General features: G+C 40.4%; 11 protein-coding genes. 5 read left to right on the plus strand and 6 right to left on the minus strand.

Features of this window, described 5'->3' with window-relative positions; genetic code table 11:
* Nucleotides 1–102: 102 nt before the first annotated feature.
* The gene (locus FQ083_RS05260; protein ID WP_149409101.1) at nt 103–906 is read right to left on the minus strand and encodes a crotonase/enoyl-CoA hydratase family protein; all 804 of its coding nucleotides are present in this window, start codon (nt 904–906) and stop codon (nt 103–105) included.
* 216 nt (nt 907–1,122) lie between these two features.
* Here FQ083_RS05260 and FQ083_RS05265 point away from each other — a divergent pair, with 216 nt between their 5' ends.
* Together FQ083_RS05265 and rlmF are read left to right on the plus strand one after the other, a co-directional pair.
* On the plus strand, nt 1,123–1,860 hold the full coding sequence (locus FQ083_RS05265; RefSeq protein WP_149409102.1) for a LysE family translocator: 738 nt from the start codon (nt 1,123–1,125) through the stop codon (nt 1,858–1,860).
* A gap of 65 nt (nt 1,861–1,925) precedes the next feature.
* Entirely contained in the window at nt 1,926–2,963 is a 1,038-nt protein-coding gene (rlmF, locus tag FQ083_RS05270; RefSeq protein ID WP_149409103.1) for a 23S rRNA (adenine(1618)-N(6))-methyltransferase RlmF, read from the plus strand.
* A 112-nt stretch (nt 2,964–3,075) separates the two neighbouring features.
* On the opposite strand, the gene FQ083_RS05275 is transcribed toward rlmF, so the two are convergent.
* The 5 genes from FQ083_RS05275 to dnaA all read right to left on the minus strand — a co-directional run bounded on the left by FQ083_RS05275 (nt 3,076) and on the right by dnaA (nt 11,053).
* The gene (locus tag FQ083_RS05275) at nt 3,076–3,657 is read right to left on the minus strand and encodes a manganese efflux pump MntP family protein (RefSeq protein ID WP_223145220.1); all 582 of its coding nucleotides are present in this window, start codon (nt 3,655–3,657) and stop codon (nt 3,076–3,078) included.
* A 124-nt stretch (nt 3,658–3,781) separates the two neighbouring features.
* Complete coding sequence (gyrB, locus tag FQ083_RS05280) at nt 3,782–6,397, minus strand: DNA topoisomerase (ATP-hydrolyzing) subunit B (protein WP_149409105.1); 2,616 nt, start codon at nt 6,395–6,397, stop codon at nt 3,782–3,784.
* 499 nt (nt 6,398–6,896) lie between these two features.
* Nucleotides 6,897–8,105 carry a DNA replication/repair protein RecF gene (recF, locus tag FQ083_RS05285; protein WP_149409106.1) on the minus strand — a complete coding sequence of 403 codons (1,209 nt, stop codon included), beginning with the start codon at nt 8,103–8,105 and terminating at the stop codon, nt 6,897–6,899.
* 166 nt (nt 8,106–8,271) lie between these two features.
* Complete coding sequence (gene dnaN / locus FQ083_RS05290; RefSeq protein ID WP_011512380.1) at nt 8,272–9,447, minus strand: DNA polymerase III subunit beta; 1,176 nt, start codon at nt 9,445–9,447, stop codon at nt 8,272–8,274.
* A gap of 160 nt (nt 9,448–9,607) precedes the next feature.
* Entirely contained in the window at nt 9,608–11,053 is a 1,446-nt protein-coding gene (dnaA, locus tag FQ083_RS05295) for a chromosomal replication initiator protein DnaA (protein ID WP_149409107.1), read from the minus strand.
* A 656-nt stretch (nt 11,054–11,709) separates the two neighbouring features.
* On the opposite strand from dnaA, the gene rpmH reads away from it, so the two are divergent.
* From rpmH to yidD, 3 genes are all read left to right on the plus strand, one after another.
* Complete coding sequence (gene rpmH / locus FQ083_RS05300; protein ID WP_007394757.1) at nt 11,710–11,844, plus strand: 50S ribosomal protein L34; 135 nt, start codon at nt 11,710–11,712, stop codon at nt 11,842–11,844.
* Between the two features lie 186 nt (nt 11,845–12,030).
* On the plus strand, nt 12,031–12,402 hold the full coding sequence (gene rnpA, locus FQ083_RS05305; protein ID WP_133104023.1) for a ribonuclease P protein component: 372 nt from the start codon (nt 12,031–12,033) through the stop codon (nt 12,400–12,402).
* Nucleotide 12,403: 1 nt separating this feature from the next.
* Entirely contained in the window at nt 12,404–12,778 is a 375-nt protein-coding gene (gene yidD / locus FQ083_RS05310; protein WP_133104024.1) for a membrane protein insertion efficiency factor YidD, read from the plus strand.
* Nucleotides 12,779–12,804 lie beyond the last annotated feature (26 nt).

Below are 12,804 nucleotides of genomic sequence, written 5' to 3' on the forward strand. Positions count from 1 at the left end.
GTGTAATATATGATATTAGTAGATAACTATTTCTGAGTATAGTAAAGAAACTAACTAAATCTTAATATAGAAAAAGCTTTGAAAACCAAATTATTTACAAAGCTATCTCCCCTTAAACTCAGCCTCACGTCTCTCAACCATCGCCATCACGCCCTCTTTGGCATCTTCTGAATGAAAGAGCGATGGCAGATAACTATGGATATTGGCTAATGCAGTCGCAGCCCCATTACGGCTGGCATCTTGCGCTGAAGACAGTAATCCTTGCACGCCAAGCGGTGCAGCGTTGCAAATCTCTTTAGCGATAGTTAGCGCGCGCTCGTATTCTTCTCCATTTGCCACCACTTCGCTGACCAAATTCAGTCTATCAGCCGTTTGCGCGTCAAAGTTTTTACCTGTTAATAGATACGGCATGGCTTTTTGCCAGCCAGCTGCTGCTACAAAGCGTACAGTCGCGCCACCAAACGGCATAATACCGCGCTGAACTTCCATTTGCGCAAAGTTGCAGTTATCACTGGCGATAACCACATCACTACTGAGCATCAGCTCAATCCCAGCGGTAAAGCACGTGCCTTGTACCGCAACCACAATAGGTTTAGACCGTAACTTGCCACCGATTCCCCACGGATCGATTTCGTCGGCAGCAAACTCAAACGCGCCTTTATCCCATTTATCCTGTAGCTCCATTAAATCAAGCCCTGCAGTGAAGTGCTCACCGTGAGCGAATATCAGCGCACAGCGAAGATTGGCATCGTTTTCATAATTAGTGAGTGCCTCAGACAATTGCTTAATCATATGGCTATCAAAGGCATTGCGTTTATCGGCGCGATTTAATCCAATCAAGCAGATATAATCTTGGATGTCATAAGTGATGCGAGTGTCTGTACTAGTAGTACTTTCCGTAGTCATATTTTTATCCCTATTAGAGCGATCGTTTTATGGTTTGTCACATGGCGAATTAATACTGCTAAAAATCATGTAACTTACTTTCAATATAGACATACGCTACGTGCAACGCAAGCATCGTTTTAGCATGAGCATCAATAGCTGGTATCGATATTAGTTGACCTCATTTACGCTAATATGCAACTATTATCCAACTCAAGAAATGAATCAGAGCACGTTATGGAATTTTGGCACGGTTTTTTGCTTATCACCAGCGTCCATCTACTCGCTGCCGCCTCTCCGGGTCCTGATTTTGTATTGGTCTCGCAGCAGACTTTAGCAAAAGGTAGACGCACGGGTTTGATTTGTAGCCTTGGCATTACTTTAGGTCTTGCGATACACATCACTTATTCGGTGCTAGGACTGGCAACGGTGATTGCCCATTCGCAGCCATTACTTACTGCTATTAAATGGTTAGGTGGCAGTTATCTTATTTATTTAGGTTGGCAAGGTATTCAAGCCAAAGCTAAAAAGCCATTAGACTCAGAAAATTCAGCAAGTGCAACCGATTCAGTTGTTAGAGTTTCACAAAATACGCTTGCCAAGCAAACGACCCTTAGCACTCACACATCGCTTTCTAATAAAGCCATTTCTAATAAAAAACCGCCTACTGATACAGACTCAACCGCTTCCATTCTACGCCGTGGATTTTTTTGCAATGTGTTTAATCCCAAAGCGCCCGTCTATTTCGTCGCGATATTTACCCTCGTTTTATCACCCGATATACCGCTGTGGCAATTGGCTATTTATGGCGTATGGATGATGGTCTTGCAGATGGCATGGTTTAGTACCGTGGTGATGTTACTGTCTATTCCTGCCATTCATCGTCGCTTTCAGCGTTTTGAACATTGGATCGACCGTGTATTGGGTACAGCGATGATAGTATTGGGATTAAATCTGATTTTACGTAGTCGATAAGACGCTAGTGACTCGTGAAATCTGCTAAAATGGTGCATTATATTCAAACATCAAAGCCCGATACTATGACCAGTAAGCCTATGAACCGTCGCCCGACCGCCAACAATCACCGAAACAGATCGCCTGAGACTGCTAAAAAATTAGGGCAGCTACATCCGCGCAATCCGCACCAAGGTCGTTATGACTTTGAAGTATTGACTCGCGCTTTGCCTGAGCTTGCTAAGCACACCATTACCAATCCTAAAGGTGAGTCGACGATTAACTTCTCCGACAGTGCCGCCGTGCGCGTACTGAATCAGGCGTTACTAGCTCATTATTATGGCGTGAAATTTTGGGATATCCCGGAAGGCTATCTATGTCCACCGATTCCAGGACGTGCCGATTATATTCACTACATTGCCGATTTACTCGCGCAGACGACGCATGTTAATAAAGAGAATACCCCGCCGACTGGTAAAGAAATCCACGCCCTCGATATCGGTACTGGTTCTAGTGCTATTTATCCGATTGTTGGTAGTCAAAGTTATGGCTGGCGCTTTACTGCCTCTGATATCGACCCTATTTCGGTCAATACCGCCGCGCTGATTTGTGAGACCAACCCAAAGCTAAAAAGCGCCGTTAAAGTCAAACTACAGACCGAACCTAAATTTATTTTTAAAAATATCATCGGTCGCCAAGATTACTTTGATGTGGTGGTATGTAATCCCCCGTTCCATGCCTCATTAGAAGAAGCGATGGAAGCCAATAGTCGTAAGCAGCATAATTTACAACGACATCGTGGTAAGAATGAGAATGAACAAATCAGCCGCAGCTCAACAAAGCCTGGCAATGCCGCGCAAAACCTAAACTTTGGTGGTCAGCATAAAGAGCTATGGTCTGAGGGCGGTGAGATTGCCTTTTTAACCAAAATGGCAAAAGAGAGTCAAGATTTCGCTGAGCATGTTGGCTGGTTTACGACACTGGTATCTAAGTCAGAAAACGTAAAACCTCTGCAATTACTGCTAAAACAACTTGGTGTTGCCCAAATGCGTATCATCGAGATGAGTCAAGGTCAAAAAAGTACTCGTATACTTGCATGGCGTTTTAACACTGATGAAGAGTAAATACTAGTTAAGATTATAATAATCACAGTTTCATGTGAAACAAAAAAGCACCTCTTTGATCATCAAAGGGGTGCTTTTTATTGTAGAGAATTAATCCAAATAATGGTGCTTATTAACGGATAAACATAACCTTTATACCAATGGCTATCAATACCAATCCACCAAGTATCTCAGCTTTATCCTCAAGCCACGTTCCAGAAGACTTACCTAAATAGATCCCAAAAAAGCCAAATCCAGCGGTAACAATAGCGATGATGGAGCACGCTAACCACGCATTAAGTGCCAGTAAATTTAAAGTAAATCCTGCTGCCATGGCATCAATACTGGTGGCAATAGCCAGTGTAAACATCATGCGATGATTGATTTTTTCTTGCATATTTCTATCAAAACTGTCTTCTAATACCGCTTCAATCTCACCATTAAAAGCTTCATATAACATCTTAGCGCCAAGTAAAATCAAGATACCACCGCCAATCCACGGTGCAGCAGTCGCTAACCAGCCTAGCAATACTGCACCCAATAGATAACCAATTAGCGGCATAGCGCCTTGTGCGATACCAAAATACAGTGCTGCATAAACCGCTAAACGTAAAACATAAGCGGACGATTGTTTTTGGGACTTAGCGCCTAAACCAATTGATACCGCAAACGCATCCATTGCCAATGCTATAGCAAGTAAAATAACTTCGATCATTTCTATATCCATTATTTAAAGCATTTATTCAATTAAGTTTCACGTGAAACAAGCTTGATATTAAAAAACCACCGCATTGGTTGCCAAAGCGGTGGTTTTTCATTGATTCACAATATTATGCCATTTAGATATCTAAATTAGAAACCGTTAACGCATTTTCTTCGATAAAGATACGACGCGGCTCTACATGATCACCCATCAAGCAGGTGAACATATGATCCGCTGCGATAGCATCTTCAATATTGACGCGCAGCATACGGCGGTTTTCAGGATCCATGGTAGTATCCCACAGCTGATCGGCATTCATCTCGCCCAATCCTTTATAGCGCTGGATCGCTAGACCACGACGCGCGTCCAGCATCATTTGCTGCCACAAATAATCGAAGTCACGTATTGGGATGTCTTTGGTTGTACCCGCTGTTGCGTCACGGCGAATAAAAGCATCTTCATCAAGCAAGGTATTCCATTCAGCTGATAAACGCAGCAGCTTAGTATACTCACCCGAATTGATAAAGCTGGCATCGAGCAAGTAATGATGGGCCAACTGATGCACATAGACCGTAATACGTGGCAGCCATTGTGCTTTTGCGACTACCGCTTCAGTGTCAGAGCTATCACTTTCTTCAACGGCAACGACAGGTTTCATACCCAGTAAATCAGCGGCAGCGGCATCCATATTTTTAGGCTGCGGTGCATGAATATTCACCAGCTCAATCTTAGGATTTAAGTCACTACCAAAGTGCTCAAGCTGGGTCTGTAGCGTGTCTTTCCATGCTTGCATTGCATCTTTATCATACGTCATATCAGTACTAAGCTTTGGCGTATGAGTCAACGCATCCAACAAAACGGCTGGATAACGAATCTGCAAGCGCGCTTTAATAAGCTGCGTTTGATTATAGTCGTTTAATAAAGTCTCTAACGCTTGACCAGTAATCGCAGGAGCATCAGCACTGATATGCAGCCTAGTATTATCAATCGTTGAAGATAATAAATACGCTTTAAGCGCTTCATCATCTTTTAGATACAGCTCTTGACGACCTTTTTTGACTTTATAAAGCGGTGGCTGTGCGATATAAATATAACCACGTTCAATCAATTCAGGCGTTTGACGAAAGAAAAAGGTCAATAGCAAAGTGCGAATATGCGACCCATCAACGTCCGCATCGGTCATGATAATGATTTTATGATAGCGAACTTTATCAGGATTATATTCATCAGGACCAATACCACAACCAAGCGCAGTAATTAGATTACCGACTTCTTGTGACGATAACATCTTGTCAAAACGCGCGCGCTCAACGTTTAGGATTTTACCTTTTAAGGGCAAAATTGCTTGCGTTTTACGGCTACGACCTTGCTTGGCTGAACCGCCAGCAGAGTCCCCTTCCACGATATATAACTCTGATAATGCAGGATCTTTTTCTTGGCAATCTGCCAATTTACCCGGCAGACCTGCGATATCTAATGTGGTCTTACGACGCGTCATCTCACGCGCTTTACGAGCGGCATCACGAGCACGAGCAGCATCAATGATTTTACCGGCAATTAATTTACCAGCGCTTGGATTCTCTTGCAGATAATCATTAAACTTATCGTGCATTGCTGATTCGACGGCAGATTTTACTTCACTTGATACCAGTTTATCTTTGGTTTGACTCGAAAACTTAGGATCTGGAACTTTAACAGATACAATAGCAGTTAGACCTTCACGGGCATCATCACCAGTCGCAGCGACCTTCTCTTTTTTGAAGAGATTTTCACGATCCATATAGGTATTCAAACAACGCGTGAGTGCTGAGCGGAAGCCAGATAAATGCGTGCCGCCATCGCGCTGTGGAATGTTATTGGTAAAACAAAACACCTTTTCGTTATAAGTATCTGTCCACTGCAACGCCACTTCGACACTGATACCATCATCTTGATTACTGATAAAATGGAACACATCATTGATGCCATCTTTACCAGCATTAATATAGCTGACAAACTCTGACAATCCACCTTTATGTTCAAACTCATGACGCTTATCAATACGCTCATCAGTCAAAACAATACGTACGCCAGAGTTTAAAAATGACAACTCACGTAAACGCTTGGCTAAAATATCATATTCAAAAATAGTACCAGTAAATACGTCATTGCTAGGGTAAAAACGGATTTGTGTGCCAGTTTGATCTGTCGCTTCCATTTGCTGAATATCGCCATCAGGCACACCATCAGTATAAGTCTGATGATAATGATAACCTTCACGCCAGATATTCATCTCAAGCTTTTTGGATAATGCATTAACGACTGAAACGCCAACGCCGTGCAGACCACCAGAGACTTTATAGCTATTATCATCAAACTTACCACCAGCATGCAGTACCGTCATAATAACCTGTGCGGCAGACACACCTTCTTCTGGATGAATGTCGACAGGGACACCGCGACCATTATCCATCACGCTGACAGATTCATCTTCGTGGATAATGATATCAATTTGATCACAATGACCAGCAAGCGCTTCATCGATAGAGTTATCCACCACCTCAAAGACCATATGATGCAAGCCGGTACCATCATCGGTATCACCAATATACATACCAGGACGCACGCGCACCGCTTCTAGTCCGCGCAGTACTCGAATGTCTTTCGAGCTGTAATCGGAGGGTAATACCTCAGGAGCGACAGCGGCGGCAATAGTCTCAACTGCGCTGTCTGACGTTAATTGCTGGTGGTCGGTAGGTAATGAGTCACTCATGTGCATTCCTTGATCTAGCCATTATCAGCTGTTTATCATCAGCTCACCACAGTGGTGATACTTAATGATGCTATCTATAATATCGTTTTGTAGTCATATTCTGTCTTTATTAAGGTTGGCCCAAGCTTTTTAGAAAATAATATAGAGGCAAAAAACCAGATTGAAAAATATGTCAGGTCTGCATACTCTATTTGATCCATACTGCGATTATTCTTAAAACTATGAAGTTTAAAAATATTGAATCAAATTCATTGTTATCAACAACTTAAGTCCTTACAACCAATAATAAAAATCCATATAAAACGGTAAGATAACTTGCTAAGAATAGGACAAAAATAAAGCTCTATTTTAGCATTTTTTTGCCTGTAAGTCACTGTTTAGGGAACGATTTCTAAGTAGCAGAATGCGGTATAAGATGAGGGTGAAATATGCAAGGGGAAGGGTGCTTAAGGACATAAAATAAGGATTAATAACGCAGATATCAGTACCCTAGTAAAAGCTACTGAGCTGATAAAACAGCTCCTTGTTTCATGTGAAACACTTGAGATTTTTCCCAATATTTATGTATTAAAGGTAAAATGCTGTCTGTCAAACTGGTCACAAATACCTGGCATGGTAGCTGTGCTAATGTTGATAATAAAATCTCTATCGCCTTATCATCCAGCTCTGCGGTAATATCATCTAGTAATACCACTGGTGTAGCACTTAATTTAGCCTCACTGTTATATAGCTCGCTATTAGTTTTAGCATTAAGCAACAAGGGTAATTGTGATAAACGCAATGCCGTAATCAACAGTTTTTTCTCTCCACGAGATAAGATATTAGCTGCCTGCTCTTTTAAAATAGGCAGTTTAACAGTCGAATCCGCTGATAAAGGTGAGTTTAGATTCTCATCAGCTATCTGTCTTGAGCCTATCGAGCGCCAATGTACGTGAATATCAGCACGATGGTTACCAATACGGGTATAACCCAACTGCAAATCCTGCTCTAGGCGTTCATTAAGCTGTATGTCGAGCGCTATACCAGTATCATAGCCCGCATTGTAGCTCAAGCTTAACTGCTCAGCATAAGCAGGCAATAACTGTGCAATGCTCTTAGAAAAATAAGGCTGCCAAGCTCCAAATATAGCTTGACGGTAGTGATGAATCAGCGCTGCATGACTGGAAAGCCCTTTATCCCAAGCTTTAAGCTCAGCAAGCTGAACCTGAGTTAAATGACGCCGTTGCTTTAGTAAACTATTGCGCTGTTTTAAAAGACGTTGATAAGCAATCCACTGGGGGTGGAAGCCTTGTTTCATGTGAAACACTAACCAATCCAATAGTTGGCGACGACTGGCACTACCCTGCTCTAGCATGTCCATCGTTGATGGGTCTATAAGCAATGTTGGTAGCTGCTCAGTCAAGATGCTTTGGTTGTAAACGGTGGTTTGATTTAAACGCAGAATAGTCGTTGCATCTGCTTTCTTTTGGATAGCTAAGGTACGGCTGTCATTGAGATTAGCATGTATAGTGGCAGACTCTTGATAATGTTGGATATAGCGTTTAGGCTGATGATGACGGAAACTTTTGCCTCTTGATAACAAGAATATAGCTTCAAGTAACGAGGTTTTACCACTGCCATTAGCGCCGATAATAACATTACAAGCTGCAGGCGATAAATTGATGTGCGTTAAATTACGCAAGTGAGAAATTTGTAGACGTTCAATCATAATACCGACAGCCGCCTATAAATCCTGCTTGTATTTTAGCAGGCAAAAGTTTAATTAAAATATAAGATTTTAAGCTTTGGAAGCTTAAAATTATCGATATGATTAGGGTTAAAATCCATAACAATTATAATTTTCAACCCTAATCATCTATCATTTAAAGAATAGATTATATGCGCATTGGCATAATAACGTACTGATGAAACTCATCATTTAACTGATTAACCAATACCGACGCATTTGACTGGCTCATATGCATTTGCAAGTCGCCTTGGATGACACCTAGCACGTCTTGTAGATAAGCAGCATTAAAGGACAACTCCATCGGCTCACCTTGATACTTAGCTTGAATCATCTCCACCGCTTCATCTTGCTCTGCATTATTGGCGCGTACTTCTACCATACCATCACTGGCAAAATTAAAGACTACTCCGCGAGACTTCTCATTACTCAAAATCGCGACACGGCGCAACACATCCATCATTTTTTCTTGATTAAATAGAGCAAGTTTGTCCGTATTGCTAGGCATCACACGGCGATAATCAGGGAATTTACCATCAATCAGACGCGCGGTAAAAGTCACCATCAAATCCTGACTAACCTGCCCTGCACTATCCACATCACCAAATGGTAAGCTCACTTGCAAAAATTCACGACCGAAACTCAACGTAACGGCATTGTCTTTATCACCAAGCATTTTGCCCAGCTCGGTAGCCAAACGCTCAAGCTCAATTACAGCCTTACGTGGCAAGATAGCCTGCATACTTAAATCAGCACTGACTTCAATAACACTACGTGCTAATGCCAGTCTATGACCATCGGTTGCAACCGTCGTTAACTGCTGCTGTGATACATCAAATAGCATACCCGTTAGATAATAACGGACATCTTGAATCGCCATCGCAAATTGGGTCTTATGAATCAAATCAATAAGACGACTACGGCTAATCGTCAATGGCGTGATATTTTCAGGGTTACCCAAACTTGGATAGTCTTCGCTAGGCAATGTACCTAAGGTAAAACGACTTTTGCCACTGGTCAATAAGCAGCGTTGGTTTTCTTGAGTTATCAGACTGACTTGTGCTTGAGCAGGCAAAGATTTACAGATATCTCTTAATTTAGTGGCAGGCAATGTCGTCGTACCTGCTTCAACACAAGCTCCAGCAGGCAATTTCAACGTCGATGTCAGCTCTACTTCTAAATCAGAAGCGGTCAAAACAAGCTCTGATTCAAATAGCTGTAGCTTGATATTACCCAAAATAACCATATTATGGCGTTTATCAGCAGCCTTGGCGATCAAGTTAATGGCTTTTAGTAACGACTCTCGATTAATCGATAATTGCATGCTTAGTTACTCTTATTTGATTGATTCTTTTTGTAAAAATAAAGAATATTGACTTAATATACCCTGTCTACTTACGATAATCTATTAGGGGTCTGTATACGCCCGTTTTCAACATTATAAACCATATCTATCTACTAAAATATAGTGATAGTAGAGCCTTCTAACCAGCTTGCAGCATCAAAGCTAGGGTCTTGTAATCCTTGTCAAACGCTGGATCGGCGGCACGTAATTCATTCACTTTATCACAAGCATGCATCACTGTTGTGTGGTCGCGTCCTCCAAAAGACTGCCCAATCTCAGGAAAACTCTCGCTGGTCAACTCTCGTGATAGTGCCATCGCTATTTGGCGAGGTCTAGCAATACTACGCGTACGCTTGCGACCGAGCATATCCTTAATCGTCACATCATAATATTCAGCGACCACTTTACGAATATTATCCATATTGACGGCTTGTACGCGCATGGCAACAATATCTTTTAAGGCATATTGCACCATTTCAAGAGTAATAGGGGCGCCGGTTAAGTTAGCATTGGCAAATACCTGGTTTAAAGCACCTTCTAAACGTCTCACATTAGAAACAACATTTTGAGCGATGAATAACGCACATTCTTTAGGAAGGCTCATTCCATAAGAGGCGGCTTTCCTTTGTAAGATTTGTACGCGCGTATCAATTTCAGGCGGATCAACTGCGACCGTTAAGCCCCAAGAAAAACGAGATCTAAAGCGCTCGTCAAATTCAGTCATTTGTGATGGATGCCGATCAGATGCCAAAATCAGCTGTTTATCACCACTAGTAAAATCTGCAAACAATGTTAAAAACTCATTACTACTTTTAGTCTTTCCAGCTAATACATGAATATCATCTACTATTAATAAATCTACTTTTTTTATTTTCTTTTTAAAGTCTTCTATTTTATTATTTCTTAATGAATAAACCAATTGATTAATAAATTTTTCAGAAGTGAAATAATAAAAAGTTTGATTATTTTTTAAATAGCGATGTGCTACTGAATGCATTAAATGGGTTTTCCCCAAACCAGAAGGTCCATATATAAACAAAGGATTGTGACGATTTTTTGATTGACGTTTACCAAGCTCGTAGCACGCCTTATAAGCAAGATTGTTAGACTTACCTGTGACAAAGGTTTCAAAGGTAAAATCAGGATTTAAATAATTTAAGGATTTCGCATCAGCAGAGTCAATGGCTTCCGCATGACGCATATTGGCATCGATATCTGCTTTAGCATTATTATGATGAATCGTTTCAAAATCATGATTTGAAGGGGTAGGGGAGAGGTTATCTTCTGAGAATAATGATCCCGATTGCAGCGAGCTAATATCATCGATATCGCGACCAGCGTTATCAACACGTACAATAACTTCTTCAATACTTCCCTGACTATGCTTAGCAACCAGCTGCTGAATATCCTCTAAGTGGTTCTTTTTGATGTAAGTTACAAAGTAATCATTAGGTGCAAGAATGATTAAAGTGTTGTTTTCTTGATGAGCTGACAATGGTCTTAACCACATGGTAAACACGTTATCTTTGACATGATAACGTAAGTCGTTTAGGCATTTATCCCAAATATTTGCTGTATCTATCATGAATATCAGTAGCCCTATAGTTCAAAGTATTAGCATTTTTTATTGTAAGAATGGATCGAATTAGGTTTAAAAAGGCGTTGAGGTTTACGTTAAACAACCTATTACAAAGTACACTAACACCTTATATCTTATAGGGGAGTAATCTACCACAAATAACCTGTGGATAAAACCTTGTTTTCTGGGGATAAGCCTGTGGATATTTTTGTGTATAAGTAATCATATTAAGTTATCCATATTCCACCCACAGGTTATACACAGGGTTACCCATAGCTTAAATTTTTGATTATAAAGGAAAATCAACACTTAGCCACAGAAAAACAGTACCCCAATAACAACAATATCTATATATATTAATCAATTAATTATTATAAGAATCAACCAAAATTGTGGATAACTTTAAAAATCATCGCCAATAATACAAATTGTTTTCAAACTAGATAATAAGATTTACAGTAGTAAATTCATCAAGTACGCAAAGGATGACTAACTTCTTAGATGAGTTTTTAAAATCCATCAGCTTTATACAAAAAGTAAAAAATCGAAGAGCAATATAACGCTGCTTTAAAACGTAGTGAATAGTTTATTGACCCACATCCTATGCAATGATATAATCCTCCGTTATTACGAATTTAGTCCATTATTTTGATAGGTGAGTTATGAAACGTACATTCCAACCAAGCGTGATCAAGCGTAAACGTACTCACGGTTTCCGTGCTCGTATGGCAACTAAAAAAGGCCGTCAGGTCTTAGCTCGTCGCCGCGCTAAAGGACGTCATCGCCTTACTGTATAATCAGTAGATTGCGATAAGCATGGCTCATAGTGCTTGTTGTGTTTCTATTATTTATAGATTGCGATAGTCAATCATCACAACTGACACTTAGCCATATATTAAAAGCGCCCACATCGGCGCTTTTTTTGTCTCTATATTTTGTTATTATTTCTACCATCGTTATCATCTCTTATACTAGGTTGTACTATGTCTAATACTCCTCCAACGACACTAAATGCCCGCTTTACTAAAGAGCAGCGTTTACTCACGCCTGCAGCCTTTCGTGAGGTCTTTGACGCGCCTGAGCGTAAGCTACATCAGAGCCATCTGATGGCGTTTGTGCGTACTAACACTCATGAGCAGCCACGAGTCGGTATGGCGATCACCAAGCGCAAAGTCCCTACGGCAGTTTCGCGAAATCTAATCAAACGTCAAATACGTGAGCAGTTTCGAATAAAAGCTTCTAGTTTAGAAAATAAAGACATTGTTTTTATCGTTAAAAATTCTGTTAAAGGCTTAAGTAATAAAGAAATAAAAATGGAAGTAATTAATATTTTTAAAAAAATAGAAAAAAAATAATATGAGTTTATTTATAAAAATAATAAATAAATACTTATATAAGTTAATATATAATTTTATTGATTTTTATCAAAAAATAATAAGTCCCATATTACCTGCTCGGTGTCGATATTATCCAACCTGTTCAAACTATGGTAAGCAAGCTCTAGCTTGGTATGGTGTTTGGAATGGGAGTTTACTGTTATTAAAACGCATTAGTCGCTGTCATCCATTAGGCGGACATGGAGTTGATTTTGTGCCTCTACCTTTAGCTTCCTATCGCTATCAATACTTGTCCCGTAATCTAGTAGCTCATGGACAGTTTCATGGTTTTTATGTTTATCGAGATAATCATGGCTATGTTACTCGCCTAAATCATATGATGAAATTGACCTAAGACGTAAGCTTTACTAGGCGTTTCAG

The sequence above is a fragment of the Psychrobacter sp. ANT_H59 genome (assembly GCF_008369225.1).
In the GTDB taxonomy this organism is placed as follows: Bacteria; Pseudomonadota; Gammaproteobacteria; order Pseudomonadales; family Moraxellaceae; genus Psychrobacter; species Psychrobacter cryohalolentis.

Excerpts from the sequence above, each read along its gene's own strand:
- FQ083_RS05260 (WP_149409101.1), bottom strand. The coding sequence starts at position 906 with ATGACTACGGAAAGTACTACTAGTACAGACACTCGCATCACTTATGAC.
- FQ083_RS05265 (WP_149409102.1), top strand. The coding sequence starts at position 1,123 with ATGGAATTTTGGCACGGTTTTTTGCTTATCACCAGCGTCCATCTACTC.
- rlmF (WP_149409103.1), top strand. The coding sequence starts at position 1,926 with ATGACCAGTAAGCCTATGAACCGTCGCCCGACCGCCAACAATCACCGA.
- FQ083_RS05275 (WP_223145220.1), bottom strand. The coding sequence starts at position 3,657 with ATGATCGAAGTTATTTTACTTGCTATAGCATTGGCAATGGATGCGTTT.
- gyrB (WP_149409105.1), bottom strand. The coding sequence starts at position 6,397 with ATGAGTGACTCATTACCTACCGACCACCAGCAATTAACGTCAGACAGC.
- recF (WP_149409106.1), bottom strand. The coding sequence starts at position 8,105 with ATGATTGAACGTCTACAAATTTCTCACTTGCGTAATTTAACGCACATC.
- dnaN (WP_011512380.1), bottom strand. The coding sequence starts at position 9,447 with ATGCAATTATCGATTAATCGAGAGTCGTTACTAAAAGCCATTAACTTG.
- dnaA (WP_149409107.1), bottom strand. The coding sequence starts at position 11,053 with ATGATAGATACAGCAAATATTTGGGATAAATGCCTAAACGACTTACGT.
- rpmH (WP_007394757.1), top strand. The coding sequence starts at position 11,710 with ATGAAACGTACATTCCAACCAAGCGTGATCAAGCGTAAACGTACTCAC.
- rnpA (WP_133104023.1), top strand. The coding sequence starts at position 12,031 with ATGTCTAATACTCCTCCAACGACACTAAATGCCCGCTTTACTAAAGAG.
- yidD (WP_133104024.1), top strand. The coding sequence starts at position 12,404 with ATGAGTTTATTTATAAAAATAATAAATAAATACTTATATAAGTTAATA.